Below are 25,133 nucleotides of genomic sequence, written 5' to 3' on the forward strand. Positions count from 1 at the left end.
CAAGGCGTAGCGCAATGCTTTGAATTTCTTGATTAATCTGCCGCTCAGAGATTGAACTGCCACAGCCAAAATATTCAAAGATTCGGATTTAGTTGCGCATGAGAGCAGCACAGGTCCGCCGATTTCACATCGCGCCGACTTCGCGGCGTGCCCCCTCATTCATTTGGATGACGCTACGGCATGGGTATTTGCGGCATGGTTTTGTGTTGTGTAATTGCCGGCCTGACTTAGATGAAATCCATAAAAAACGGGGCCAAAATGAAACTTAATCACAGTTTAATTCGAAAAAGCTCTAATTATGAACAGTGTAGTGTGTTGCTTATTAGTGCATTTTTCTGCCTTACAGGACAGAGGGGTGATGATGTAAATCTACGAATGGCGATCGAAAATCTGCTAGTGGACCTGGCTAAAGCGGAAAAGATCGTGATTCCTTCCAATATCGTTCGCCTCTTTCCCAAAACCTGAAGTCCATGCCGCTTTCCTCACGCGCGCTTGCGCGCGTGAGTCCTCTTAGCTTTTCCTGTGTTAGCGCATGCGCTTGACTACACCGCCGTTGCGGTGGCGGGTGAGGGAGCGCGAAAGGCTCCCCCTCCCCGGTGGGGGCGGAGCTATTTAGGATCGCAGTGCTTTCTCTGTGCATGGCGAACGCTGCGGCATTGACCCTAATCCATAAATTGTTCGAATCCCGGCATGGCCGATGTTTACGAGATTAATAGGCGCCTGTCCGGTGCATACGCTGTTAGCGCTCAAACAGTTGAGCGGCTTGGCAGTGTTATTGAAGCTGCCATTGGTGCGCCGCCTAAATTAAAGATGGAATTCACCAACAATAGAAATATAAGTAGCAACTCAGTTGCTGACATAAATGATAGCTATGTCGAGGCGGCTTGCCTCGATGAAGTTAGCTTTTTTGCGATGAACGGTAATAATGCATGCAGCTTGGCGCTTGGGTGGTCATCTTCAAGGCCAGTATATATTAGTATTACACTTCCTCGATCTCAGGCGAAGGATCTTGAGGAAAATATCGTGAATATTCTTTCAGCTAATGAAACTTGGTATCATTGGTTTTTTAAGCTTAAGCAGACGAGCTTGTCGTTTAACGCATTCCTTGGTCTGATTACGATTTTTGTTGTGTCTCTGGCAATGGCGTTTAATTTTGCTGATTACGTAATAAAAAATCCTTATTTGGTCGGAGCATTTAAGATATTTCTTGTCATTGCAATTGCAAATGTTGTCACTGATTTAACTTTGCCTTCTATGTCGTTTAATATAGGAAAGAGTGGTCGAAGGATCCGCTTTAAGCGAAATTTATTCAATTTTATTATTTTAGTTGTACTGGTTGGCGTTGGCATCAATCTTCTAAGTGATATTGTAAAGCCGTACGTGTTGCCTCCTAGCGGCTGATGTCGGACACGCATCCCCGGACATTCGGACACCCGGACACTCCCTAGAGGGGGAGTGTCCGTGTCCGGTGTCCAGACTGTCCGTCGGGAGGTTTGCGTACCGCTATGTTTGGGTTTGGACATTATCTTGGACATGTCCGGACGCATCCGCGTCCGTATCCAAGACCTTAAAGAGCGCACCGTCCAGACCAACTTTTCCTACGCCAACAAGCTTGGCACGATAGCGTCGAAACCGGCGTTCAACACTATCGGCGCGCTCGCCGAGATGCTCGGCGCGGTAGGCGTCGCACCAATCGCTTTCAAGCATCGGCCCTTGTTGCCTCAGGATAGTAAGAGCCGCTTCCCAAGCCTCTGCCTTCGCTATCTTTCCCTCGGCGGGTTTCCAATCCGCCATGCCGATCGCCATGACCGTCGGTACTGAGCGTCCCTTGCTGTCGACCAGGGGAGGGGCGGTGACGCTCTCTAGAGCGAAGAACAGCGGGGCAAAGTCCGCGCCACGGTGCTTCACCTGCCAGTGAAGCTTGGCCATGCCGTTTTCCTTTGACAGCACTAGGTTGCCGTCGATCTCGGCAATGAACGCACCACCGCCGCGCGGCTGTAGGTTTGCCGGATCCGGGCTTTTGGTCGGATGGCACGCGACAAACACGGCCGGTTTGCCGGGTAGCTCCGTCAGGGCACGCAAATCGCGTGCATGCTTACCGAGGGAGGTGTTTGCGTTCTCGTCCTCGCCTTGGAAGTAGGCTGCGCTTGTATCGACGACGATCATATCCGCGCCGCCGAGGCGCTCGACGTCCAAGCCGATGCGAGCCGTAGCGGCGGGGATGCTGAACGTACCAGCGATAAAGTGGACATCCATCTCGGCAGGGTCGAAGCTGAGTCGATGCGCCATCGCAAGCCAACGCATCCGAACGTCGTCGGGATTCTCACCAGCGAAATAGACGACTCGGCCTTTACGAACGTCTCGGCCGCAAAGCGGCGCGCCGAGTGCTGTTGCCGCAGTCAGGGCCAGCAGGACGGCAGTCTTGCCTGTGCCTGTGCCGGCGGTCAGGGCGTACAGAAATCCCGCCTGGGCAATGCCGTCGAGGTGATAGTCGGGAGGCACGAAGCCGTCGACGAAGTCCGCGCTGCTGACAATGCCGGGATACACCGAGCCGCCCCTGCGATTGTCGTTGGACGGCGGGAACATCCAGTTGGTCTTGGTGTGGCGCCGATCCCGTGCGGCCTTCGCACTTAGGTCTGCAGCTTCGGCCCGAGCAGTGTTCGCTGCGCGTAGGACATCAAGGAAGGGGGCCAGAGCCGGGTCACCGTCCTCGGGGCACACGATCAGCGGGCCGGGGCGATAAGGCGTGTCAGAGTTGCGGTCGTCGTCGTCGAAGTCAGGCGCAGTTTCGGTCAAGGGCGTAAAGCCTCCGGTAAGCCGCTTCAGCGGCGTTATTGATCTTGGCGAAGAGGTCCGGCGAGAAGTTCGCGACCCGCTGGCCATAGGCCGCAGGCGGCGCGGCGATGAATGTGCCGTTGGGACGAAGCCGAAGGCGGAAGCCCGAGAGCTTCATGTTGGGAAAGTTCACTGAAAAACGCGCGACCGTGCGCGCCGTGCTGCCACCCGGATCGGGCAGCGGCACGAAGTCCGTAATCTGCAGACTCCATTGATGGATTGATGAAGGACGTCCGGCGCAGGGCAGGGGACGTCAGCTAGCTAAATCAATAGCTTGTCACAGAATGCGGAACTGCTCGCGCTCGGCAAAGGCCATCGCCATGCGGCAATAGTCGAGCACCGAGGACCATGACGAGAGCACCGGGCGCTTGCCGACCGCGCCCCTGGCCATGCGCTTCAGCGCCGCCTCGACGATCTTGAGGTCGAGCGCCACGCCTTCGCCGACGCCCTTCACCTCGGTGAGGCGGGAAACCGGTGCGGCCAGCACCTCGGCGAAGGAGCCGAAGCGCTGGATCAGCTCCTTGGCAAGCGGCTTGACGTCCCGCTGCGGGATCGAGCGGAAGAGCAGGAGCTCGAGCAGCTCATAATCGGGCAGGGCATCGGCGCCAGCTTCCTGGAAGCGGGCGCGCAGGCGGTCGCGGTGGCCGAGATAATGCGGCGTCGCGACTTTCGCGTCGGCGGCTTCGGCGAAGGCGGCGGGCGAGGGCGGCGTCTTGCGCGATCCCTTGCCTGCCCCCTTGCCGACGCCGATGCTCATTTTGCGGCGAGCGGATTGTCGAGGCCGCCGGGCGAGAGCGTGAAGATCTCGCAGCCCGTCTCGGTGACGCCGATCTGATGCTCGAACTGGGCGGAGAGCGAACGGTCTCGCGTCACCGCGGTCCAGCCGTCCGAGAGCACCTTCACCCCCGGTTTGCCGAGGTTGATCATCGGCTCGATGGTGAAGACCATTCCGGGCTTCAGCGGGATGCCTTCGCCCGGGCTGCCATAGTGCAGGATGTTGGGGGCGTCGTGGAAGAGCTGGCCGATGCCGTGGCCGCAAAAGTCGCGGACCACCGAGCAGCGTTCGCTCTCGGCATAGCGCTGGATGGCGAAGCCGATGTCGCCGGTGGTGGCGCCGGCGCGCACGGCCTTGATGCCGCGCAGCAGGCTCTCATAGGTGATCTCGATCAGCCGCTCGGCCTTCCGCGAGATGTCGCCGACGCCGTACATGCGGCTGGAATCGCCGTGCCAGCCATCGACGATCAGCGTGTAGTCGATGTTGAGGACATCGCCCTCGCGCAGCGGCTTGTCGTCGGGGATGCCGTGACAGACGACGTGGTTGATCGAGGTGCAGATCGACTTGGTGTAGCCGCGGTAGAACAGCGTCGCCGGATAGGCGCCGTTGTCCATGGCGAACTGGAAGGCGAGGTCGTCGAGGCGCTGGGTGGTGACGCCGGGCTTGACGTAGGAGCCGAGCATGTCGAGGCCGGCGGCCGTGAGCCGGCCGGCCTTGTGCATGGCCGCGAAGGCCTCGGGGCCGTGAATCTTGATGGCGGGTTCGCGCGAACGCGACCGGCCGACGGTGTCTTCGAATGTCATCGCGCGCGGGAAACTCCTTGCCCCATATCTATTGCGTTTGCTGGCCGAGGCAAGCCGGAAGCAAGGCCGGGTGTTCGTGAATGGCTGGCATTGCGTCACCGCACGGTGTATCAGGCTGGCGCAATGGCCATGATCGATCCACCCGCGGCGGAAGAGCAGCCCTACGGCGCCTTCGCGCCGAAGCCTTTTCTGGCACGCATCATCTCCCGGACGCGAGCCGCCCCCGACAATTTCCTGGGGCGGAAGAGCGCCTATGCGCTGCGCCGGATCGGCCTGCGCTCCCTCGAAGGAACGCCGGTCGACATCGATGCGCTCGGCGCGAAGATGCGGCTCTACCCGGACGGGAACGTCTGCGAGAAGCGCGTGCTGTTCACGCCGCAATATTTCGATCCGATCGAGCGGGAGATGCTTGCCTCGCGGCTGCGCGACGGCTTCACCTTCATCGATATCGGCGCGAATATCGGCGCCTATTCGCTGTTCGTCGCGGCGCAGGCCGGGCGCGGCGCGCGCATCCTCGCCGTCGAGCCGCAGCCGGAGATTTTCGCGCGTCTCGCCTTCAACATCGCCCAGAACCCGTTCGGCACGGTCAAGGCGGTGGCTTGCGCGCTGGCCGACAAGCCCGGCGAGCTGACGCTGTTCATCGACACGGTCAATCGCGGCGAGTCGAGCGTCCGCATCCTCAATTCGAGCAACGCCAAGGCCATCAAGGTGCCGGCGATGACGCTGCTGTCGCTGGTGCAGGGCGAGGGCTACGAGCGCATCGATGCGATCAAGCTCGACGTCGAGGGGGCGGAGGACATCATCCTCGAGCCGTTCCTGCGCGACGCGCCGCCTTCGCTCTGGCCCGGCTTCATCATCATCGAGGATTCGCGCCAGCGCTGGCAGAGCGACCTGGCCGGGCTGCTGACGCGCAACGGCTATAAACTCGTCGGCCAGACGCGTCTCAACCTGCTGTTCGAGCGCAAGCGCGCCTGACGGGGCGCCTGTGGCGCATGCCCGGCGCACCGGCGCTGCCGCTTGAGCGTGGCCGGCGGAGGCCGTAGCTCTTGCGCTCCAAGCCGGGAGCGCCGCCATGACCACCGAAGAGAACCGTTCCCCCGCCATCGTCACGGCCGCGATCCTCGTGATCGGCGACGAGATCCTGTCGGGGCGGACGAAGGACAAGAACATCGGCTACATCGCCGAATATCTCACCAATATCGGCATCGAGCTGCGCGAGGTCCGGGTCGTTCCGGACGTCACCGACGAGATCGTCGCGGCGCTCAACGCGCTGCGAGCCCGCTACGGCTACGTCTTCACCACCGGGGGCATCGGGCCGACCCATGACGACATCACCGCCGATGCGGTGGCTGCCGCCTTCGGCGTTCCGATCGATTACGACCCGCGGGCGGTCGCGATGCTGTCCGAGCGCTTCTCGCCCGAGGAGCTGAACGAGGCGCGGATGCGGATGGCGCGCATCCCCGCGGGGGCCGAGCTGATCGCCAACGCGATCTCGAAGGCGCCGGGATTCAACATCGGTAACGTCTTTGTGATGGCTGGCGTGCCGGCGATCATGCAGGCGATGCTCGACGTCGTCGCGCCGACGCTGCGGACGGGGACGAAACTGCTGTCGGACACGGTGCAAGCGGGGCTGCGCGAGGGCGATATCGGTGGCCCGCTGGCCGTGATCGCCCAGGCGCATCCGGAGGTGTCGATCGGCTCCTATCCGTTCTGGTCGGAGACCGGTCCCGACACCCATATCGTCGTTCGCTCGCGCGACGCAGGGAAACTCCAGGCGGCCATGAACGCGGTGAAAACTATGATCGAGTCCGAAAGGCAACGACGTAACTGAGGCAGATCGCGGGGTGCAACTTATGCGATCATAGTGCGATTAGAATCTTGTCTTTTGCCTCAAAGCGATACGGTATGGTCGTGCTCCATGTATGATCGTTCTTTATTTATAGTATTTATGTTGATGGATGTTTCTTGTTTTGATGCATTCTGATGTGATCAACTACACATACATCATTCATAAATGAGTTGATGCGACGATTCTCCAGTGGTCGGAAAGAAATCCGGCCGCTCTCGCCGTGCTTGCGCGCGGCGGGCATCGATGACGGCTTTCATGACGGCGCTGGCCCGAGACAAAGCCTGAGGCGCGGGCCGCGCCCAAAGGGGGATATGGATGTCGCTCTTTTCCGGCCTATTCTCGAACGGGGATGCGAAGGGACAGCTGGACGCGATCAACCGATCGCAGGCGGTCATCGAATTTGATCTCGACGGCAGTGTTCTGGACGCCAACGAGAATTTTCTCACGCTGATGGGTTATTCGCTGGCGGAGGTGAAGGGCCAGCATCACAGCCTGTTCGTCACAGCCGAGGAGAAGGGCAGTGCCGCCTATCAGCGGTTCTGGGCCGATCTCGGCCGCGGCGAGTTCTCGCGCGGGCAGTACCTCCGCATCGGCAAGGGCGGCAAGGAGGTCTGGATCCAGGCGAGCTACAACCCGGTCATGGGCGCCGGCGGCAAGCCGGTCCGCGTCGTCAAATACGCCTTCGACGTCACCGAGCAGAAGAACCGCCTGGCCGATCTCGAGGGGCAGCGCGCCGCGATCGACAAGGCGCAGGCCGTGATCGAGTTCGGTCTCACCGGCAAGATCCTGCATGCGAATGAGAATTTCCTGACCGTCCTGGGCTATTCGCTGCCGGAGATCGCCGGCCAGCACCACCGGATGTTCGTCGATCCGGCGGAGCGCGAGACGGCGGATTACCGCGCCTTCTGGGAGCGTCTCGGCCGCGGCGAATACGATGCCGGCCAGTATCGCCGCATCGGCAAGGGCGGCAGGGAAATCTGGATCCAGGCGAGCTACAATCCGATCCTCGATGCGCAGGGCCGGCCCTACAAGGTGGTGAAGTTCGCGACCGACATCACCGCGACCTTCAAGGGCAAGCAGCTCGAGGCGGCGGTCAGGGAAACCAGCGAGGTCATCGCCCAGGCGAAGCGCAAGGATCTGACGGGCCGGGTTCCGCTCGACGGTAAGAGCGGCGAGGTTGCGACGCTCTGCACCGGCGTCAACGACCTGCTCGACACGCTGGCGGAGGTCGTCGGCGCGGTCGGGGAGATCTCGACGCGGATCGACGGCGCCTCGCGCAAGATCACCTCGGACAGCCAGCAGCTGGCCGAGCGCACCGAAGCCAATGCGGCGAGCCTGCAGCAGACGGCGGCGACCACCGAGGAACTCGCGGCTTCGGTCAAGCACAGCGCCGGCAATTCGAAGACGGCCGTGCATCTCGGCAACGAGGCGAGCGAGGTCGCTGCCCGCGGCGGAGCGATCGTCACCGAGGCGGTCGAGGCGATGGGGCGGATCGAGAAGGCTTCCTCCGGCATTTCGGAGATCATCTCGATGATCGACGAGATCGCCTTCCAGACCAATCTGCTTGCGCTCAACGCCGCGGTCGAGGCGGCGCGGGCCGGCGATGCAGGGCGCGGCTTCGCGGTGGTCGCGACGGAGGTGCGTGCGCTGGCGGCGCGCTGCAGCGAATCCGCCAATGGCGTCAAGTCGTTGATCGCGAATTCTGCGCAACAGATTCAAGCTGGCGTCGGCCTGGTCAAGGATGCCGGTACGACGTTGCGCGAGATCGTCGACGCCGCGTCGAAAGTGGCTTCGACGGTCAGCGAGATCTCGGACGCGACCGCGGAGCAGGCGAACGGCATCGACGAGATGGCGCGGACCGTCGCCCATATGGACGAGATGACCCAGCAGAACTCGCTGCTGGCGGAGCAGAGCGCGAAGGTGGCCCGCGACCTCCGGCAGGAGACCGAGGCGCTGAGCGCGATGGTCTTGGCCTTCCGGCTCAGTGGCGAGAGGGCACGGTCCACGCCGCAGCTCGTCCGCTCCGCCGCGGTCGCGACCGCGCCTGCACCGCGCGGCCGGCGCGCCGCGGGGGCCGGCGGGGCGGATGGCTGGGCGGAGTTCTGACGCGGAATCAGTGGCCTCGGCTGGGGATGTTCGGCGCGTGCCTCTTGTCAGGCGCGCGCCGATAGGGTTTTCCGACTGGAAACCGGCGCTTTCCGCGCCGCGAGTAGCCCGGAGCGCAACGCCATGGCCGAACCGTCCTCGAACAAGGCCTTCCCGGTTTCCTGGGACCAGTTCCACCGCGACGCCCGCGCGCTGGCGTGGCGCCTCGCCGAGAAGGGGCCCTTCGAGGCGATGGTCTGCATCACGCGCGGCGGCCTCGTGCCGGCGGCGATCATCTGCCGCGAGCTCGGCCTGCGGATGATCGAGACGGTCTGCGTCGCGAGCTATCACGACTACAAGAACCAGTCCGAGCTCAAGGTGCTCAAGGATATCGCGCCGAATATCAAGGCGATCGGCGACGGCAAGGGCAAGGGCGTGCTCGTCGTCGACGACCTGACCGATACCGGCAAGACGGCGCGCGTCGTGCGCGAGATGCTGCCGAACGCGCATTTCGCCACGGTCTACGCCAAGCCCGCCGGCGTGCCGACGGTCGACACCTTCGTCACCGAGGTCAGCCAGGATACCTGGATCTATTTCCCCTGGGACATGGGCCTGGCCTATGTCGAGCCGATCGCCAAGGGGCACAAGGGCTGATCAGCGCGCCATAGCGGTTTCGATCTGGCTGAAGCGCCGTTGCGAGCGCAGCGAAGCAATCCAGCGGCGGCAGGGCTCCACGTCCCCTGGATTGCTTCGTCGCTACGCTCCTCGCAATGACGACCTCGCATCGACCCGATGCCGTTGGCCGCTCAGCCGACGGAGGGCGAGCGGAAGGCGACCAGCATCCCCATCACCACCACAGCCATGCCGACGAGCTCCGTCGGCGAGGGGCTTTCCGCCAGCAGCAGGGCGCTGGCGGCTGCGGTGACGATCGGCACCAGCGGCAGGAACAGGGTGGTCCTGGCCGCGCCCAGCGTCGCCACGGTGCGGGCGTAGAGATAGAGCGCGACCACCCCGACCAGAACGCCCTGGTAGAACGCTTGCAGCAGCAGCTCGGCGAAGGGCACCCGCGTCATATTGACGGGCAGCGCCAGCGCGATGACGGCCAGCAGCGGCACGGCGAGCAGGCATGAGGTGGCCGTGATCTCGAGCGAGCTCGCGCCCCAGCGCCGGGCGAGCAGCCCGAAGATCGACCACAGGAATGCCACCAGCACGAAGAGCAGGTCGCCGATCCAGGCATCGGGCCGCGAGGATGCCATCGCCAGCGCGTCGCGCGAGAAGATGGCGATGCCGGCGACGATGATGCCGAGGCCGATCAGCCGCATCCGCCCGGCTCGCTCGCCGGTGACGAGGTAGACGAGCAGGGCGGTGAAGACCGGGATCAGGCCGGGCGAGATGATCGAGTTGTGCAGGGCCGGCGCGAAATAGGTGCCGCCGACCAGCAGCAGGCTGTAGAGCGGGCCGACCAGCAGCGCCATCACCCAGGCGCGCCGCCAGCCGAGCGCACCGACCGGGAAGGGGCGCATATGGCGCAGCGCCCAGGGCAGCAGCACGGCGGCGGCCGTGACGAAGCGCAGGATCGTGACGTCGGCCGGCGTCAGGCCGGTCAGCATGGCGTGGCGCGAGACCACGGCCTGGACGCCCCAGATCACCGCTGTCAGCAAGCCGCAGAGGATGCCGAGCCATGGCGTGCGGATGGTCATCTCTCGGCGGCTTTCGAAGGCAGGGCTGGGGCGGAACGGTATGCGCGCCGCTATGCCCTCGCCTTTTGCCGACGAGAACCCGCCTTCGAAGCGGTACCGGGATGCCCCCGCCGCAGCCCGCAGGCGAGCGGCGAGGGTGAACGCGATCAACCGTTCGCGCCGGCCAGGAGCTTTTCGGCATAGGCGCGGATATCGTACGGCCAGCCTCGGGCATGTTCGGCGAAGCGCTCCCGATCTCCGGCGAAGAGCGCGCGCGTGGCCTCCTCGAAGCCCGCGCGATTGCCCGCCATGGCCGAGAGGAAGGCATAGGCGGCTGCCTGGCCGGCCCGGGCCTGGCTGCGCCCGCCATCGTTCCGGCGCGCCTCGTCGACGAGGCGCCGCAGGGCCTGCGAGGCCCCGCCCGGCTGCAAGGCGAGCCAGTCCCAATGCCGGGGCAGCAGCGTTACCTCGCGCGCGATCACGCCGAGCTTCGGCCGGCCCCGGCCGCGCGGAGCGTCAGGGGCAGGGCTCGCATCGGCTTCCGCCACGGGAGCAGCTCCGCCTGTGCTGGCGGCGAGCCGCGCGATGATCTCGGCGTCGCCGCCGCGCAGGTCGAGGTCGACGACCTTTCCGGTCGCGTCGTCGAAGACGAGGATCGCGGCTGTGGGTTCGGCTGCGAGGGCGGCCTTCACGGCGAGTGCCACGACAGGCAGCGGGCCGCTGGCGATGCGGGTGGTGTCATGGAAGGCGGTGCAGGGCCTGGGCGGGCTGTCGGTCATCGGTGCTCCTCGATCGCGGGCTTATTACCCGGGCGATTTGATCGAGGCAATATGATCCGGGTAAAATTTATCTGACGCGGCGCGACGCTTCGTGCTTGCGGCTGCGATGATGCGATGCTGCAATGCAACAAGATTTCGCCAGCGCCTGCAACCTCGCCGTCGCGGGCGGGCGCACCACGGGAGGGGCGAACATGGCCGTGACAATCGCGAACGAAAGCCAGGCTGATCCCGATATCGAGGCGCTCGCCACCGAGCTGCTGGGCCGGATCGAGCAGGCGCGCAGCGATTCCCGCGATGATCCCTTCGGCAGTCCGGTGCTGCGGGTGACGCTCTGGCTGACCCGGCTGATGGATCGCGGCGAACTGACCGTGGACGGGGCGGGCGAACTGGTGCGCCGGCTCGGCCGACAGGCCCTCCGGGAACGGGCCGGGCGCGTGGCCCGCTATGTCGGGCTCGACAAGGATGAGGCTGTGGTCTTCGCCGCGCTGGCGGATGAAGCGGCCAGGGAAGCCGCGTCCTTCGACGCATTCCGGCAGGCGGTGGAGCGGGCGCGTTTCGCCGCCGTCTTCACGGCGCACCCGACCTTCGGCATGGCGCGCCGGCTCTGCCATGCGCTCGCCGATCTCGCTTCCGGCGGCAGCGCTGGTGAAGCTGTCGTCGGGGAGGCCGATCTCAGCTTCCGCCCGGATGGCCGGATCACGCTGCAGGACGAGTTCGAGCAGGCGCGCTATGCCGTGCGCCATGCCCGCGATGCCCTGGACCGGCTGAACGCCGCCTTCTTCGCTGCCGCCCGTGAACGCTGGCCGGAGCGCTGGACCGAACTCGCGCCGAAGCCGGTCACGCTCGCCTCCTGGGTCGGTTGCGATACGGACGGGCGCACCGATATCGGCTGGTGGGACACGCTGCGCTACCGGCTGGAATCGAAGAGCGGGCAGTTCGCGCGCATCCTTGAAAAGCTGCCTGGTGCCGCGGCGACGGAGCCTGTTCGCAGGCTGGTGAGCGCTGCGCTCGCAGCGGTCGAGCGCCAGCTCGCACTGGCGCCGCCGATCGGCACGCAGCCCTCGCTGCAGGCGTTGCAGGCCTTCGCGCTCGCCCTGGTGCATGAACGCGAGGCCGCGCTGCCGGAAGCCTCCCGCCTGATCGCGGCACTCGATGGCGCCCTTGCCGCTGCCGAGGACGACGCGGCGCGGCTCGCGTTCGCCCAGATCCGTGCCGGCTGCCTCGCCCATGGCGTCTCGATCGCACTGCCGCATTTCCGGCTCAACGCCTCGCAGCTTCACAATGCGCTGCGTTCGGTCATTCCGCTGGAGGAGGAGCCGGGCCAGCCGGCGCAGCGGCGCGCCTTCCTCGCCGCTGCCAACACGGAGCTGGGCAAGGTCGAGCCGGTCGCGGTCGATTTCGGGGCGCTGGCGGCCGAGCGCGCCTCGGCGGCGCGGATGATGATGACGATCGCGCAGATCGTGAAGCATGTCGACGGCACGAAGCCGGTCCGCTTCCTGATCGCGGAAACCGAGACCGGCTACACGCTGCTCTGCGCGCTCTGGCTCGCCAGCCGCTTCGGCGTCGCCGATCGGATCGAGATCTCGCCGCTGTTCGAGACCTCGGACGCGCTGGAGCAGGGGCCGCGCATCATCGACGAGGCGCTGCGCAGCCCGCATTTCCGCGACTATCTCAAGCGTCACGGCCGGTTGTGCATCCAGTTCGGTTATTCCGATTCGGGCCGCTATATCGGGCAGGTCGCCTCGACCTTCTGGGTCGAGCGGCTGCGCATCCGTATTGCCGAATTGCTCGCGCGCTATGCGCTGGAGGATGTCGAGCTCGTCATCTTCGACACCCATGGCGAATCGGTCGGGCGTGGCGCCCATCCCGACAGCCTGTCGGATCGGCTGGCCTATCTCGATCCCGCCTTCGCGCGGCAGGCCTTCGCCAAAGCCGGCATCCGGACCGTGCGCGAGACCAGCTTCCAGGGCAGCGACGGCTATCTGCTGTTCGGCACCCCGCAGCTTGCAGGCGCGACCGTGGGGCGGATCGCCGAGGCTGTGTTCGCTCCGCCGCGGGCGGAGGACGATCCGATCTATGACGAGCCGGATTTCGCCAGCGAGTTCTTCCAGACCGTGCGCGAGGAGATGAACGCGCTGGTCGACGACCCCGGTTATGCGGCGCTGATCGGCACCTTCGGCCCGTCTCTGCTCGACAAGACCGGCTCGCGCCCGGCAGCGCGCCAGTCGGAGGGGGCGGGGCCGACGCGCATCCGCCATCCGCGCGAGCTGCGCGCCATCCCCAACAACGCCATTCTCCAGCAGCTCGGCTGGATGGCGAACAGCATGCACGGCGTCGGCCATGCCGCCTCGCGCTCGCCGGACCTGTTCCGGGCCATGCGCGAGCGCTCCGAGCGCTTCGACCGCGCCTATCGGCTCGCAGCCTACGCCATGGCGCATAGCGACCTCGACGTGCTGCGCGCCTATCTCGACTCGCTCGATCCCGGCAGCTGGTTCGACCGGGCGCGCCGGACGGTGCGGGAAGGGCGGCGCGAGGAATTGCTGGCGGTAGCGGAGGCGCTATCGCGGCTGGAGCTGGCGCCGGCGCTGCGCCGCCTGTTCTGGCGGCTCTCGGCTGATGCGTTGAAGCTCAAGGTGGCGGCCGAGGATGCGCCGCAGATGCCGGTGCGGCTCGCGGCACTGCATGCGCTCCGGCTCGCGGCGATGCACAGGATCTGGCTCGCCTGCGCCCATATCCCGGATTTCCGGCCGCATGCGGGGCTGACGCGGGAGGCACTGATCGAGCGGCTGCTGCGCCTCGACGTGCCGGCCTGCCTCGTGCTCCTGGCCGAGATCTTCCCGCGCGATCCGGACCCCACGATCGGTCTCGATTTCGGCGAGCCGCCGGGCCCGCGGGAGGGCGGCACCTACGAGGCCCTGCACCGCGACGTCTTCGCGCCGATGCTGGCGCTGTTCGCGCTGATCCGCGAAATCTCGGGCGCGATCCAGCACGAGATCGGGGCGTTCGGGTAGACTCGGAGCCTCGGCCGGACGAAACGCTGGGGGCGTGATCGCGCGTCATGGTCGGGCTTGTCCCGACCATCCACGTCTTGGTTCGTCGCACGTCTTGGTTCGTCGAATGTCGCGATGAAGACGTGGATGCTCGCCACAAGGACGAGCATGACGATTGCGGATCGCGTGTCTCGTCGGAAGCAACATTGCAAGCCGCGCCGATCTCACTAGGTTGACCGCGAGAGCAAACGCCGACCGGAAGGGGCACCGGACATGGCCGCCAGCAGCTTCGACGCCGCCGGCGCGCGGATCACGATCTTCCGCGCGCTGCTGCAGACCATCGCCCGCCACGGCAAGGGCCGGATCGCGCTGGAGGATCCGGAACGCCAGCCAATCACCTATGGCCGGCTCGTGCTCGGGGCGCTCGTGCTTGGCCGCAAGCTCGCGTCGCTGACGTCCCGAGGGGAGCATGTCGGCGTGCTGCTGCCGAACATGCAAGGCATGGCGGTGACGCTGTTCTCGCTCTTCGCCTATGGCCGCGTGCCGGCGCTGCTCAACTTCACCGCCGGCGTCCGAAACCTGCGGGCGGCGGCGGAGGTGGCGCAGCTCAAGACCATCGTGACCTCGCGCCGTTTCGTCGAGAAGGGCGAGCTCGACGAGGAGGTGGCGGCGCTGGGCGAGGGGCGGCGGGTCGTCTATCTCGAGGATGTCCGCAAGCAGATCACCAGCCTCGACAAGGCGCTCGGCGCGCTGCAGAGCCTCTTTCCCGGGCTCGTCCACCGCTCCTACGAGGCCGGGCCCGACGAGGCGGCGGTGATCCTGTTCACCTCCGGCACGGAGGGCAAGCCGAAGGGCGTGGTGCTGAGCCATGCCAATATCGTCTCGAATGCGCGGCAGGTCTTCGCCCATGCCGGCGGAGCGATCTCCGAGCGCGACATCTTCATGAACCCGCTGCCGGCCTTCCATTCCTTCGGGCTGACCGCCGGGATGATGGTGCCCCTGCTGCACGGCATGAAGGTCGTGCTCTATCCGAGCCCGCTGCACTACAAGCAGGTGCCGAAGCTGATCGGCGACATGAAGGCGACCTTCCTGCTCGCGACCGACACGTTTCTGCAGGGATACGCGCGCGCTGCGGAGGCCAACGATCTCGGCAGCGTGCGCTACGTCGTCGCCGGGGCCGAGCGGGTCAAGGCCGAGACGAAGCGGATGTGGGAGCCCTATGGCACCACCATCCTCGAAGGCTATGGCTGCACCGAATGCTCGCCGGTGCTCGCCGTCAACACGCCCCAGGCCATGCGCGAAGGCACGGTCGGCAAGCTCCTGCCGGGCATCGAGGCGAAGCTGGAGCCCGTCGAGGGCATCCCCGAGGGCGGGCGGCTCACCGTGCGCGGACCGAACGTGATGGCCGGCTATCTCGACCCGGAAGAGCCGGGACGCGTCATCCCGCCGGAGGGAGGCTGGCACGACACCGGCGACATCGTCGTGCTCGATGACGGCTTCGTCGCGATCCGCGGCCGGGCCAAGCGCTTCGCCAAGCTCGGCGGCGAGATGGTCTCGCTCGCCGCGGTCGAGACCATGGTCGCCAAGGTCTGGCCGGACCAGAACCATGTCGTGGTCGGCCTACCGGACCCGCGAAAGGGCGAGCAGCTCATCCTGGTCACCGAGAAGCCCGATGCGGACCGCGCCACGCTGCAGGAGGCGGCGAAGGAGCAGGGCTTCCCGGAGCTCTGGGTGCCGCGCGCCATCCTGGTGACGCAGGCGATCCCGGTGCTCGGCAACGGCAAGATCGACTATGGCGCGACCCGGGAGCTGGCGGCGTCGCGGCGCTCGCTGCTGTAAGGCCACATTTGTGATGTTGTTGCAGCGAATGATGATTCCGGCATCGATCCTCGCCACGCTGCGCGTCGCTGCGTTCGCGCCCGCCCTGTCGCTCGCCAGTCCGGGCGATCTGGCGGCCCAAGGGCCGGCGAATACCTATGTCCGGCGCGACGAATGCATCGCGGGCGGGCTGCTGACGGCGGAGCAGTGCGAATTCGCCTACCGCAATGCGCGCGCCGAATTCGAGCAGCGGGCGCCGCGCTATGCCTCCCGCGCAGCCTGCGAGCGCGCGCATAAGCGCTGCGGCGCGCAGATCATCTCCGCCGGCGGCTGGGAATCCTTCGGCAAGGGCGGCGCCACCTATGTGCCCCGCTTCGTCGGCGTCAGGGTGACCGGGGAGGGCGCGGCGAGACGCGCCCTGCCGGTGGTCGAGGGCAGCGCCAAGGTTGCCTTCGTCGGGCGCCCGGTGACGGAGCTGCAGGACAAGGTCGCGGGCCGGCAGGGCGTGATCGGCCTTGCCAGCAGCGTCGGCCGCGGTACGAATCGCCATGCCGGCCAATCCTCCGGCACCTATGTCAAGCGCGGCGACCGCGACGACACGATGCGCGTCCCGATGGAGGAGAAGAGCATCGGCTCGGACGTGAAGCCCGGGCTTTATGTCGATCCCGACGGGGTCGAGTGGTACAAGCCGGCGCGCCCGCGCTGAGGACCACGCCTCTCAGCCCTGGACGGAGGCTTGCGCGCGCCGGGCCTGCCCGCTATCGCTGTGGCCGCCTGCGGACGTGGCGAAACTGGTAGACGCACGAGACTTAAAATCTTGCGCCTTCAAAGGCTTGCGGGTTCGAGTCCCGCCGTCCGCACCAGGCTTACGTCGGGACGATTCCCTACTGGCCGTTCTAGCTACCGGGCTGGGGCACCAGCCAATCGCGATACTTGCTCGCGAAATTCAGCGTCAGGCGATCGATCGGGTCGGCCATCAGGGCCGCATCGAGCATTGCGCCGCCAATTCCCTGGCCGGCCAGCGCGATCGCGCGGAACTCCGGATAGTTCACCAGCACGGCTCCGGTCTTGGCGTCGGTCACGGTGACGTCGGCGACCATCTCGTGAGCCCCGCCCACGACCACGCGCTGGATCGCCGAGGCGAGATAGAGCCGGCGCAGATGGACGTTGACCTTGACCGGGCGGGGACCGGTCAGGACCGGCTTCAACTGTTGCTCGAGAGCGGCGCTGATCTTCGCGGAAGCTAGCTGGGCGACGAAGGCGCGCGCTTCCGGCGTCTTGGAGAGCTCTTCCGAGTCGGCCTCCGACCGGCCCTTGGAGCGCGCATAGGCGCGATCGCCGTCGCCCCACCACAGGGTCGCGGCGGAGTCGATGCCGACATGGACGCTGGCGAGGCGGAAGGTTTCGACGTCCTGCCAGGAAAGCGGATTCTGTGCTGTGACGCAGCCGGCCAGGGCAAATGCCAGAAGGCCGAGACAGAGAATGCGTTTGATCATGTTTCCCCCCGGAGCAGGTCCACGCGTAATGCGGCGCTCGGCAGATTCGCCAGCCCGACGAATGGACGAGACGGGGGAGGACACCGGCGAAGCCCTTTGGCGGAGGCTCAGCCCGCGCGAAAGATCACGCTCAGATTGTTCGCGGGCATCTCGACCACTTCCGGCGGGCCGAAGCCGTTCGCGGCCGCGAGGGCCACCACGGCCTCCAGGTCGCGCAGGCCCCATTCCGGATCGCGGCGGCGCAGGCTTTCGTCGAAGGCGGCGTTGCTCGGTTCGAGCGGCCGGCCGGGACGGCGATAGGGGCCGTAGAGATAAAGCGGGGCGCCCGTCTTGAGCAGGCGCCCGGCCTGGCGGAACAGGCCCTCGGCCGCGGCCCAGGGCGCGATATGGATCATGTTGATGCAGAGGATCGCGTCGGCCGTCTCGATCGGCCATTGCGGGGCGCCGGCGTCGAGCTGCTGCGGCGGCAGGACGTTGCCGAGGCCCGATTCCCGCGCCCAGGCGGCGATGCTGGCCAGCGCGTCCGCGGCGGGATCGCTGGGCTGGAAGGTGAGCGCCGGCAGGGCGGCGGCGAAGTGGATGGCATGCTCGCCCGAGCCGCTCGCGACCTCCAGGACCAGGCCGGATGGCGGCAGGACCTGCCGCAGCACCGCCAGGATCGCATCGCGGTTGCGCCCGACGGCAGGTGCCTGGAGCCGCGAATCGCGACCGGCTTCCTCCTGTCGGGTCGGTTGCCAGAAGCTCGGTGTCGTCATCGCGCGCTCATGAATCTTTCTTGGGGGCCATCGCGTTGGGGCAACGATCCGCTATAAGGGGCCTGGAAGCGGCTGCCGAATGTAGCAGTTCCGCAGCAAGCAGGCTGGTTTTGTTAACCGAGATTCTGATCGTCCTGGCGCTGACGATCGTCAATGGGCTCCTCGCCATGTCGGAGCTCGCCGTCGTCTCTTCGCGGACGGCTCGCCTCAAGGTCCTCAGCGACCAGGGCAACAAGGGCGCGGCAACCGCGATGCGCCTGGCCGAAGATCCCGGCCGCTTTCTTTCCACCGTCCAGATCGGCATCACGCTCGTCGGCGTGCTCTCCGGCGCCTTCTCGGGCGCCACGCTCGGCACGCGCCTGTCCGAATGGCTCGGCACCCAGGGCTTTTCGCAATCGGCGTCCGACACGCTCGGCGTCGGCCTAGTCGTCGTCGCCATCACCTATCTCTCGCTGATCCTCGGCGAGCTCGTGCCGAAGCAGATCGCCCTGCGCGATCCCGAGCGCGTCGCCGCGCGCGTCGCCCCCGCCATGCTGCTGCTCTCGAAGATCGGCGCGCCGCTCGTCTTCCTGCTCGACGTCTCGGGCAAGGCGGTGCTCGCTTTGCTTGGCCAGAAGGGCGAGTCGGAAGAGAAGGTCACCGAGGAGGAGGTGCGCACCATCATCGCGGAGGCGGAGACCGCCGGCGTGCTGGAGCGCGACGAGCGCGAGATGATCGCGGGCGTGATGCGCCTCGCCGACCGCTCCGCGCGCGCGCTGATGACGCCGCGCCGCGAGGTCGAGGTGATCGACCTGTCGGACAGCGCCGAGGAGATCCGCGCGCAGCTCAAGGAGACCCGTCGCTCCCGCCTGCCGGTGCAGGACGGCGAGTCGGATTCGATCATCGGCGTCGTGCTGATGAAGGACCTGATCGATTTCCTTGCCGCCGGCGAGGTCGACGAGCTGCGCCAGCATGTCCAGGACGCGCCGGTGGTGATGGACACCGCCGACTCCCTGCACGTGCTGCGCGAAATCCGCTCCAGCCGCGTACATATGGCGCTGGTCTTCGACGAGTACGGCCATTTCGAGGGCATCATCACGCCCGGCGACGTGCTCGAGGCGATCATCGGCGCCTTCCAGGAGGAGGAGGAGGACGAGCCGGCGCTGGTGACGCGAGCCGACGGCTCCTATCTCGTCGCCGGCTGGATGCAGGTGGACGAGTTCTCGCACGAGCTCGGCATCCCGATCCCGCGTGACGCCGACTTTCAGACGGTGGCCGGCTTCGTGCTGGCCGAGATGAACCATCTGCCCAATGTCGGCGAGGCCTTCGACAAGGGCCATTGGCGCTTCGAGGTCGTCGACCTCGACGGCCGCCGGATCGACAAGATCCTGGTGTCGCGGATCGATTGAGCCTCAGCGGCGCGGCTCGTCCGGCTCGATGATCCGGTATTCCGCGTCGATGACCTCGACGCGGCCGGTCTGCTGCGGCCCGCGGGCGAAGGGGTCGGCCTGGTCGAAGCCCGCCGCCTTCATCTTGGCCTTGAGCCGCCAGATCGCGATCGCGCCGGCCACGGCGACGATCGGGATCAGGATGAGCGCCAGGCTCGCCGCGACCAGGAACAGGGCGATGCCGACGACGAAGCTCGCCGCCATGGCGAGCCAGGCGGCCCAGCGTGGCATCGCGCGGGTGCGGCCATTGAGCTGCTCGTAAAGATTGACGCGGATCATCTCTCTTCCATCCCTCTCCGGCCCCACAGATAGGGATGGAATGCGGCGTTGACGAGGTCAGTTGGATCACCGCGCGCTCGGCCAGATGCGATGAAGATTTGATAACTATCTGTTGTATCGGGCAATTTTACCGAAAGGCGGTTTCCGTTTTTCGGTCCGATGCTATATGTCGCGCCAGTCGTAGAGCCAGCCATAGCGGCTGCGCAGGCCCTCGGGGCCGAGCCGCTTCAGTGCGAAATCGCGGGCGATGCTGAGCGGCCAGCCCATATGGTAGTTCCGGCCGTTGCCGCGGCTCTCGGCCTGAACGCGCGCCACCCGCGCGGCGCGCGCGGCGGCATAGGCGGTCATCGCGGCCGGCACGCCGGCGGCGCCGTCGCTACCGAGCCTTTCGGCGAGGAGGCGCGCCAGCACGGCGGCGTCCTCGATCGCGAGCGAGGCGCCCTGGGCCAGGAAGGGCAGAATCGGGTGGGCGGCGTCGCCCATCAGGGCGATGCGCCCCCTGGCCATCGCCGCCGGCTTGCGGTCGAACAGCGACCAGACCTGCCAGCCCTGCGCCGCGCCGGTGAGCTCACGCAGTGCAGGCGAGGCCCCGGAAAGATGCTCGGTGACGACGCTCGCGTCGCCGTCGCGCGACCAGCCCTCGCGCGCTTCCTTGGCCTGGCGCACGACGACGAGGTTGATCTCCTTGCCGCCGGCGACGGGGTAATGCACCGCGTGCCGGCCGGGCCCGAGATGGAGCGTCACGCGCGGCTTGTCGGCGGCGCGGGCCGGGACGACGGCGCGCCAGGCCTCGTAGCCGGTGAAGACCGGCGGCGAAGCGTCGCCGGTGAGATCGCGGACGCGTGACCACAGCCCGTCGGCGCCGATCAGCCCGAGGGCGCGCAGGGTTTCGCCCTGGCCGTTCTGGCTCGTCAGCGTGACCGTGAGGCCGTTCTCGTCCTCGCTGGCTTCCTGCACGCCGCGGCCGACCATCAGGCGGATGTTCGGCATGGCGCGGGCGGCGTCGAGCAGGACGGTGTGGAGATCGTTGCGCTTCAGCATGCGGAACGGCGTCGGCATGCGTTCGGGGCTGGAGGGCATCTCCAGCACGCCGGAGCCGTCGCGCCAGCGCCGGATCATCAGCCCCTGCGAGGCCACGCTGACGCGCTTCAGCGGCAGCGTGAGGTCGAGTGCATCGAGCACCCGGCCGGAATTCGAGGTGATCTGCAGCCCGGCGCCCAGTTCGCCGAAGCCGGTGCGCTTCTCGACGACGGTGGCGGCGATGCCGCGGCGGGCGAGCGACAGCGCCATGGTCAGCCCGCCGATGCCGGCGCCGGCGATGACGAAATGAGGAGCGGACACGGGATTGGCCTTGATCGCTGGCATCGGAGAGGGCGCGGGTGCCCCTCAGAACCCGCGCTTCGGCGGAACGGGCGTCAGGCCGCCTTGGCGGCGTCCTGCCAGGCGCATTCCGGCGGATTGCAGGCGGCGCCCTTCAGCGAGGGCTCGTATTTGAACAGCGTCGAGCAATAGGGGCAGACGATCTCGTTGTCCGAACCCATGTCGAGGAAGACATGCGGATGGTCGAAGGGCGGCTTGGCGCCGATGCACATGAACTCATGCGTGCCGACATGGACGACGGCGACGCCGGGATCGTTGTGGAAATGCGGAATGCCGGTCGCGGCCATGGTCGTTGCTCTTCGGAAGCCTGAATTCGGGCGCAACCTATCCCGTCAGCCGACGGGACGCCAGTGCGCGATTTGCATCAGCGTTCGCGCAGGCAGCTCTGGGCAAGCGCGGTCATCCGCGCGTTTTCCTCCGGCGAGAGCTGTTCGTCGAGCGCTTTCTGCCAGAGCTGCTCGCGCTTGAGCCCGTCGACGGTGCAGGCGCAGACGGCGCGGCACACCTGCATGGAGAGATTCGGGCCGGCGCAGCTGCGCTGGCATTCGGCCCGGAAGGCGCGCTCTTCCGGCGAGGGCGGCGGCACGACCAGCGTCGCGAGCGTCAGGGCGCCGATGAACACTGGCTGGTGGACGAGATAGACCAGCAGGCTGTGGCGCCCGCCCCAGGCGATGATTCGGGCCGGTGCTGCAGTGGGGCGCCAGGTGGCGAATGCGCTGCCGGCGAGGCGCGGCAGGAGCAGGCGCGCCAGCACGATCCCGGAGAGCACGCAGCCGAACCAGGGGAAGACCGGCACGAAATCCGCCGTCCGGAGCGGCGCCTGTGAGAAGCCGAGCCAGGACAGCCAGGGCGCGTCGAGCAGCGGATGGGCAACGAGGCCGGGCAGCGCGAAGGCGAGCACCGCCGCCAGGGCGACCGCGACGAGCGGCAGACGCAGGAAGGGCAGGGCCAGCACGCTCGCAAGCGCGATGTGATGCAGGATGCCGAAGAAGATGAAGTTGTCCGGCATGGCGAACCAGGTGCCGAGCGAGACCAGCGCGGCCGCGCCCGCGAGCATGGCGAGGCGCTTGAGATAGGCTGGGCGGTTCAGGCCCTTGCGCGTCGCCAGCACCAGGCTGAAGCCGACGATGACCAGGAAGGAGCCGGCGATGCCGCGCGCGAAGAGCCGCCAGCCCGGCTCGAAGACGATATCGGTCTCGATCAGCCGGAAAAAGGAGAGGTCGTAGGCGAAGTGGTAGACGAACATCGCCAGCAGGGCGATGCCGCGGGCGATGTCCACGAAGGCGAAGCGCGGCGATCCCGGCATCGCGACGGCAGCTGGCGCGCTGGTGGCGGTCTGGCTCATGGCGACAGTTCATAAGCAAGCTGCGCGGCAGCGGCTACCCAACGCAGGCGGGTCATGGCAGGGAATGGCGACCTTTCCCGATCGTCCGGCCTTAAACCCGATATCCGCATGCAGAGCTTTTCCTCCGACGGCGTGAAGATCGCCTTCATCGATCTGGCTCCCTCCGGCGACACGCCGCAGCACCGGACCGTGATGCTGGTCCACGGCTTCGCCTCTTCGCACATGACCAACTGGGTCAACACGCAGTGGACGAAGACGCTGACCCATGCCGGCTACCGCGTCGTCGCGCTCGACAATCGCGGCCATGGCCAGAGCGAGAAGCTCTACGACCCCGCCGCATACGCGTCCGACATCATGGCGGAGGATGTGCGCCGGCTGATGGACCATCTCGACATCCCGCGCGCGGCGGTGATGGGCTACTCCATGGGCGCGCGCATCTCGGCGCATCTGGCGCTGGCGCATCCGCAACGGCTCGAGGCGCTGCTGCTCGGCGGGCTGGGCATCCATCTCGTCGAAGGGGTGGGGCTGCCGCTCGGCATCGCCGATGCGATGGAGGCACCCTCGCTCGACGACCTGACCGATCCGATGCAGCGCATGTTCCGCGCCTTCGCCGAGCAGACGAAGAGCGATCTCAGGGCGCTCGCCGCCTGCATCCGCGGCACGCGCCAGACACTGAGCGCCGAGCAGGTCGGCCGGATTTCGACGCCGACACTGATCAGCGTCGGCACCAGGGACGAGGTTTCCGGCTCCGGCCCGGAGCTGGCGAAACTCATTCCCGATGCGGAATCCTTTGCGATCGAGGGGCGCGATCATAATCTCGCCGTCGGCGACAAGAGCCACAAGCAGGCCGTCCTCGACTTTCTCGCGCGTTTGTGAGAGCGTGGCGGATGACCGGAGGCATCCTGGAAAAGCGGGCGACGCCAATGTGTTGTCGACGTTCCCTGAAAAACTGAATCCGCTGCCTCCTTTTTTGATTCAACCTCTGTCGGCATCAGATTTGGCGCGGCTGCCCGCTTCGGGCTAGGCTACCCTCCTGCCGACGACCCCTTCCGGAGAACGATCATGCCGTCAGGGCGCTCCGCCGTGGAAGCTCGCGATCTCGCAACCGGCCTCGACCGGCTCGACCCGGTCTGGTCCCGCCTGCGCAGCGAGGCCGAGGCCGCCGTCGCCGCCGAGCCGGCGCTTGGCACGCTCATCGTCGCCTCGGTGTTGAACCAGCCGTCCTTCGAATGCGCGGTCGCGCATCGCGTCGCCGCGCGGCTCGGCCATCCCGCCGTCACGGCCGACCTGATCGAGCAGGGCTTCAGCGAGGCGATGGCCGACGATCCGATGATCGGCGCCGGCATGCGCGCCGACGTGATGGCGGTGCTCGACCGCGATCCCGCCTGCTACCGCGTGCTCGAGCCGGTGCTGTTCTTCAAGGGCTTCCACGCGCTGCAGTGCCACCGCCTGGCGCATTGGCTCTGGCACCGCGACCGGCGCGACTTCGCGCTCTATCTGCAGGCGCGCTCCTCCGAAGTCTTCCAGACCGACATCAACCCGGCCGCGAAGATCGGCAAGGGCGTGTTCCTCGACCATGCCACCGGGCTCGTCGTCGGCGAGACGGCGGTGATCGAGGACGACGTCTCGCTGCTGCACGCCGTCACGCTCGGCGGCACCGGCAAGCAGGGCGGCGATCGCCATCCCAAGATCCGCAAGGGCGTGCTGATCGGCGCCGGCGCCAAGATCCTCGGCAATATCGAGGTCGGCCAATGCAGCCGCGTCGCGGCGGGCTCGGTCGTGCTGGCGGCGGTGCCGCGCAATAAGACCGTGGCGGGGGTGCCGGCCAAGGTGGTCGGCGAGGCCGGCTGCGCCGAGCCTTCGCGCTCGATGGACCAGATCCTCGAAGGCGACTGCGGCGCCTATATCTGAGCGGGTTGCCCCGCCGCGCGGGCGAGCCATTCCATGACCTCCCGCCGGCGCGGATGCGCGCCGGGCCCGTCTGCCGGCGTCAGCGTCGGCCGGTCGAGCGTAGGCATTGCCTGCGCGAAGGGCGCAGCGAGTCGTCCACTCGCGAGATGGGGCGCGACCAGGCTCATCCGCCCCATCAGCACGCCGGCGCCCGACAGGCAGGCATCCAGCGCCAGGCTATAGAGCGAGAAGGCCGGGCCACGCCCGGCGTCTACCCGCGCCTGCGGCAGCGCGAAAGCCAGCCAGCGCGCCCAGTCGCCACGCCAGACAGCGTCGTGCAGCAGCGTCTGTCGGGCGAGATCGTCCGCAGAGGCGATCTTGCCGGCGAGAGACGGGGTGCAGACCGGCAGGATGGCGTCGTCGCCGAGCTGGATCGCGCCCGGCTCCGCCGCCTCCCGGTAGAACAGCGCGAGATCATGGGGTTCGCGGCGCGGATCCGGGGGCTCCTCCATCGCCGAAAGCGAGATCTGAAGGTCCGGGAAGGCCTGCTGCAGCGTCGGCAGGCGCGGAGAAAGCCAGAGCTGGGCGAGGCAGGGCAGGGCGGCGATGGTGAGCGGGCGGTATGGCTCGGCCTCGCGCAACGTCTGTACGGCCTGGCCGAGCATGTCGAAGCCGCGCGTCAGCCGCGGCAGCGCCTCGCGCGCCGCATCCGTCAGGGCGACGCCCTGCGCCAGACGGCGGAAGACGGGGAAGCCGAGCGCGGCCTCGAGCTGCCTGATCTGCTGTGTCACCGCGCCGGCGGTGACGCCCAGCTCGTCCGCCGCCTTGGCGAAGCTCTCAAGCCGCGCCGCCGCTTCGAAGGCGCGCAGCGCGTTGAGCGAGGGCAGGCGCGGGCGGGGCGGTTTGACGGGCACGGCAGGCATCCGGTTCGAGGCTGAGATTTTCTCA

The 25,133-nt window shown here is 66.7% G+C and carries 23 protein-coding genes, 1 tRNA gene and 1 pseudogene; 12 read left to right on the forward strand and 13 right to left on the reverse strand.

Annotated elements, in window-relative coordinates; translation table 11 throughout:
- The first annotated feature begins 690 nt into the window (after positions 1-690).
- Positions 691-1,401, forward strand: a complete 711-nt coding sequence (locus B5Y19_RS25860) for a hypothetical protein (RefSeq protein ID WP_139384489.1) — start codon at positions 691-693, stop codon at positions 1,399-1,401.
- 102 nt (positions 1,402-1,503) lie between these two features.
- Here B5Y19_RS25860 and B5Y19_RS20280 read toward each other — a convergent pair whose 3' ends face one another.
- From B5Y19_RS20280 to map, 4 genes and pseudogenes are all read right to left on the reverse strand, one after another.
- Positions 1,504-2,796, reverse strand: coding sequence for an AAA family ATPase (locus B5Y19_RS20280; RefSeq protein ID WP_176168672.1), 1,293 nt, complete (start codon positions 2,794-2,796; stop codon positions 1,504-1,506).
- The gene (locus B5Y19_RS26195) at positions 2,777-3,022 is read right to left on the reverse strand and encodes a hypothetical protein (protein ID WP_176168673.1); all 246 of its coding nucleotides are present in this window, start codon (positions 3,020-3,022) and stop codon (positions 2,777-2,779) included. Before B5Y19_RS26195 ends, B5Y19_RS20280 begins: the two co-directional genes overlap by 20 nt.
- 93 nt (positions 3,023-3,115) lie before the next feature.
- Positions 3,116-3,592 (reverse strand): annotated as a pseudogene (locus B5Y19_RS20285) (JAB domain-containing protein); the annotation flags it as partial.
- Positions 3,589-4,413 (reverse strand): type I methionyl aminopeptidase, encoded by an 825-nt coding sequence (gene map, locus B5Y19_RS20290; RefSeq protein WP_055727922.1) that lies wholly within the window; start codon positions 4,411-4,413, stop codon positions 3,589-3,591. The pseudogene B5Y19_RS20285 and the gene map, both read right to left, overlap by 4 nt.
- Positions 4,414-4,542: 129 nt before the next feature.
- On the opposite strand from map, the gene B5Y19_RS20295 reads away from it, so the two are divergent.
- The 4 genes from B5Y19_RS20295 to gpt all read left to right on the forward strand — a co-directional run bounded on the left by B5Y19_RS20295 (position 4,543) and on the right by gpt (position 9,001).
- Positions 4,543-5,388, forward strand: a complete 846-nt coding sequence (locus B5Y19_RS20295) for an FkbM family methyltransferase (RefSeq protein WP_244555660.1) — start codon at positions 4,543-4,545, stop codon at positions 5,386-5,388.
- A gap of 97 nt (positions 5,389-5,485) precedes the next feature.
- Positions 5,486-6,244 carry a competence/damage-inducible protein A gene (locus B5Y19_RS20300; protein WP_055727920.1) on the forward strand — a complete coding sequence of 253 codons (759 nt, stop codon included), beginning with the start codon at positions 5,486-5,488 and terminating at the stop codon, positions 6,242-6,244.
- Positions 6,245-6,577: 333 nt separating this feature from the next.
- The gene (locus tag B5Y19_RS20305; protein ID WP_055727919.1) at positions 6,578-8,368 is read left to right on the forward strand and encodes a methyl-accepting chemotaxis protein; all 1,791 of its coding nucleotides are present in this window, start codon (positions 6,578-6,580) and stop codon (positions 8,366-8,368) included.
- A 123-nt stretch (positions 8,369-8,491) separates the two neighbouring features.
- Positions 8,492-9,001: a xanthine phosphoribosyltransferase gene (gene gpt / locus B5Y19_RS20310; RefSeq protein WP_055727918.1), complete on the forward strand. Its 510-nt coding sequence runs from the start codon at positions 8,492-8,494 to the stop codon at positions 8,999-9,001.
- A gap of 152 nt (positions 9,002-9,153) precedes the next feature.
- Here gpt and B5Y19_RS20315 read toward each other — a convergent pair whose 3' ends face one another.
- Complete coding sequence (locus B5Y19_RS20315; RefSeq protein WP_055727917.1) at positions 9,154-10,047, reverse strand: DMT family transporter; 894 nt, start codon at positions 10,045-10,047, stop codon at positions 9,154-9,156.
- A 146-nt stretch (positions 10,048-10,193) separates the two neighbouring features.
- On the reverse strand, positions 10,194-10,805 hold the full coding sequence (locus B5Y19_RS20320; protein ID WP_055727916.1) for a DUF2239 family protein: 612 nt from the start codon (positions 10,803-10,805) through the stop codon (positions 10,194-10,196).
- 191 nt (positions 10,806-10,996) lie between these two features.
- Here B5Y19_RS20320 and B5Y19_RS20325 point away from each other — a divergent pair, with 191 nt between their 5' ends.
- The 4 genes from B5Y19_RS20325 to B5Y19_RS20340 all read left to right on the forward strand — a co-directional run bounded on the left by B5Y19_RS20325 (position 10,997) and on the right by B5Y19_RS20340 (position 16,476).
- On the forward strand, positions 10,997-13,816 hold the full coding sequence (locus B5Y19_RS20325) for a phosphoenolpyruvate carboxylase (RefSeq protein WP_055728018.1): 2,820 nt from the start codon (positions 10,997-10,999) through the stop codon (positions 13,814-13,816).
- Positions 13,817-14,068: 252 nt separating this feature from the next.
- On the forward strand, positions 14,069-15,634 hold the full coding sequence (locus B5Y19_RS20330; protein WP_055727915.1) for an AMP-binding protein: 1,566 nt from the start codon (positions 14,069-14,071) through the stop codon (positions 15,632-15,634).
- A gap of 31 nt (positions 15,635-15,665) precedes the next feature.
- Positions 15,666-16,319, forward strand: coding sequence for a DUF1190 domain-containing protein (locus tag B5Y19_RS20335; protein ID WP_244555661.1), 654 nt, complete (start codon positions 15,666-15,668; stop codon positions 16,317-16,319).
- 70 nt (positions 16,320-16,389) lie between these two features.
- Positions 16,390-16,476, forward strand: a tRNA-Leu gene (locus tag B5Y19_RS20340).
- A gap of 33 nt (positions 16,477-16,509) precedes the next feature.
- Here B5Y19_RS20340 and B5Y19_RS20345 read toward each other — a convergent pair.
- Together B5Y19_RS20345 and B5Y19_RS20350 are read right to left on the reverse strand one after the other, a co-directional pair.
- The gene (locus B5Y19_RS20345) at positions 16,510-17,109 is read right to left on the reverse strand and encodes a DUF6778 family protein (protein ID WP_055727913.1); all 600 of its coding nucleotides are present in this window, start codon (positions 17,107-17,109) and stop codon (positions 16,510-16,512) included.
- 107 nt (positions 17,110-17,216) lie between these two features.
- Positions 17,217-17,864 (reverse strand): DUF938 domain-containing protein, encoded by a 648-nt coding sequence (locus B5Y19_RS20350; protein ID WP_055727912.1) that lies wholly within the window; start codon positions 17,862-17,864, stop codon positions 17,217-17,219.
- Positions 17,865-17,989: 125 nt separating this feature from the next.
- Here B5Y19_RS20350 and B5Y19_RS20355 point away from each other — a divergent pair, with 125 nt between their 5' ends.
- Positions 17,990-19,252: a hemolysin family protein gene (locus B5Y19_RS20355; protein WP_055728017.1), complete on the forward strand. Its 1,263-nt coding sequence runs from the start codon at positions 17,990-17,992 to the stop codon at positions 19,250-19,252.
- Between the two features lie 3 nt (positions 19,253-19,255).
- On the opposite strand, the gene B5Y19_RS20360 is transcribed toward B5Y19_RS20355, so the two are convergent.
- The 4 genes from B5Y19_RS20360 to B5Y19_RS20375 form a co-directional block, all read right to left on the reverse strand.
- The gene (locus B5Y19_RS20360; protein ID WP_055727911.1) at positions 19,256-19,570 is read right to left on the reverse strand and encodes a hypothetical protein; all 315 of its coding nucleotides are present in this window, start codon (positions 19,568-19,570) and stop codon (positions 19,256-19,258) included.
- Positions 19,571-19,732: 162 nt separating this feature from the next.
- Positions 19,733-20,911 carry an FAD-dependent monooxygenase gene (locus tag B5Y19_RS20365; RefSeq protein ID WP_079592025.1) on the reverse strand — a complete coding sequence of 393 codons (1,179 nt, stop codon included), beginning with the start codon at positions 20,909-20,911 and terminating at the stop codon, positions 19,733-19,735.
- 74 nt (positions 20,912-20,985) lie between these two features.
- Positions 20,986-21,237, reverse strand: coding sequence for a zinc-finger domain-containing protein (locus tag B5Y19_RS20370; RefSeq protein ID WP_055727909.1), 252 nt, complete (start codon positions 21,235-21,237; stop codon positions 20,986-20,988).
- Positions 21,238-21,314: 77 nt separating this feature from the next.
- Positions 21,315-22,295, reverse strand: a complete 981-nt coding sequence (locus B5Y19_RS20375; protein ID WP_055727908.1) for a heparan-alpha-glucosaminide N-acetyltransferase — start codon at positions 22,293-22,295, stop codon at positions 21,315-21,317.
- A gap of 108 nt (positions 22,296-22,403) precedes the next feature.
- Between B5Y19_RS20375 and B5Y19_RS20380 the strand changes: the two genes are divergently transcribed.
- On the forward strand, positions 22,404-23,171 hold the full coding sequence (locus B5Y19_RS20380) for an alpha/beta fold hydrolase (RefSeq protein WP_055727907.1): 768 nt from the start codon (positions 22,404-22,406) through the stop codon (positions 23,169-23,171).
- 186 nt (positions 23,172-23,357) lie between these two features.
- Positions 23,358-24,206: a serine O-acetyltransferase gene (cysE, locus tag B5Y19_RS20385; protein ID WP_055727906.1), complete on the forward strand. Its 849-nt coding sequence runs from the start codon at positions 23,358-23,360 to the stop codon at positions 24,204-24,206.
- Here the strand turns inward: cysE and B5Y19_RS20390 are convergent.
- Positions 24,197-25,099 (reverse strand): LysR substrate-binding domain-containing protein, encoded by a 903-nt coding sequence (locus tag B5Y19_RS20390; protein ID WP_079592026.1) that lies wholly within the window; start codon positions 25,097-25,099, stop codon positions 24,197-24,199. The two genes, cysE and B5Y19_RS20390, sit on opposite strands and share 10 nt — an antisense overlap.
- Positions 25,100-25,133: the final 34 nt, after the last annotated feature.

It is taken from the genome of Allobosea thiooxidans (assembly GCF_900168195.1).
Taxonomy (GTDB): domain Bacteria; phylum Pseudomonadota; class Alphaproteobacteria; order Rhizobiales; family Beijerinckiaceae; genus Allobosea; species Allobosea thiooxidans.

Excerpts from the sequence above, each read along its gene's own strand:
- B5Y19_RS20370 (WP_055727909.1), bottom strand. The coding sequence starts at position 21,237 with ATGGCCGCGACCGGCATTCCGCATTTCCACAACGATCCCGGCGTCGCC.
- B5Y19_RS20345 (WP_055727913.1), bottom strand. The coding sequence starts at position 17,109 with ATGATCAAACGCATTCTCTGTCTCGGCCTTCTGGCATTTGCCCTGGCC.
- cysE (WP_055727906.1), top strand. The coding sequence starts at position 23,358 with ATGCCGTCAGGGCGCTCCGCCGTGGAAGCTCGCGATCTCGCAACCGGC.
- B5Y19_RS20335 (WP_244555661.1), top strand. The coding sequence starts at position 15,666 with ATGATTCCGGCATCGATCCTCGCCACGCTGCGCGTCGCTGCGTTCGCG.
- B5Y19_RS20380 (WP_055727907.1), top strand. The coding sequence starts at position 22,404 with ATGCAGAGCTTTTCCTCCGACGGCGTGAAGATCGCCTTCATCGATCTG.
- B5Y19_RS20320 (WP_055727916.1), bottom strand. The coding sequence starts at position 10,805 with ATGACCGACAGCCCGCCCAGGCCCTGCACCGCCTTCCATGACACCACC.
- gpt (WP_055727918.1), top strand. The coding sequence starts at position 8,492 with ATGGCCGAACCGTCCTCGAACAAGGCCTTCCCGGTTTCCTGGGACCAG.
- B5Y19_RS20305 (WP_055727919.1), top strand. The coding sequence starts at position 6,578 with ATGTCGCTCTTTTCCGGCCTATTCTCGAACGGGGATGCGAAGGGACAG.
- B5Y19_RS25860 (WP_139384489.1), top strand. The coding sequence starts at position 691 with ATGGCCGATGTTTACGAGATTAATAGGCGCCTGTCCGGTGCATACGCT.
- B5Y19_RS20325 (WP_055728018.1), top strand. The coding sequence starts at position 10,997 with ATGGCCGTGACAATCGCGAACGAAAGCCAGGCTGATCCCGATATCGAG.
- B5Y19_RS20315 (WP_055727917.1), bottom strand. The coding sequence starts at position 10,047 with ATGACCATCCGCACGCCATGGCTCGGCATCCTCTGCGGCTTGCTGACA.
- B5Y19_RS20300 (WP_055727920.1), top strand. The coding sequence starts at position 5,486 with ATGACCACCGAAGAGAACCGTTCCCCCGCCATCGTCACGGCCGCGATC.
- B5Y19_RS20330 (WP_055727915.1), top strand. The coding sequence starts at position 14,069 with ATGGCCGCCAGCAGCTTCGACGCCGCCGGCGCGCGGATCACGATCTTC.
- B5Y19_RS20350 (WP_055727912.1), bottom strand. The coding sequence starts at position 17,864 with ATGACGACACCGAGCTTCTGGCAACCGACCCGACAGGAGGAAGCCGGT.
- B5Y19_RS20360 (WP_055727911.1), bottom strand. The coding sequence starts at position 19,570 with ATGATCCGCGTCAATCTTTACGAGCAGCTCAATGGCCGCACCCGCGCG.
- B5Y19_RS20295 (WP_244555660.1), top strand. The coding sequence starts at position 4,543 with ATGATCGATCCACCCGCGGCGGAAGAGCAGCCCTACGGCGCCTTCGCG.
- map (WP_055727922.1), bottom strand. The coding sequence starts at position 4,413 with ATGACATTCGAAGACACCGTCGGCCGGTCGCGTTCGCGCGAACCCGCC.
- B5Y19_RS20375 (WP_055727908.1), bottom strand. The coding sequence starts at position 22,295 with ATGAGCCAGACCGCCACCAGCGCGCCAGCTGCCGTCGCGATGCCGGGA.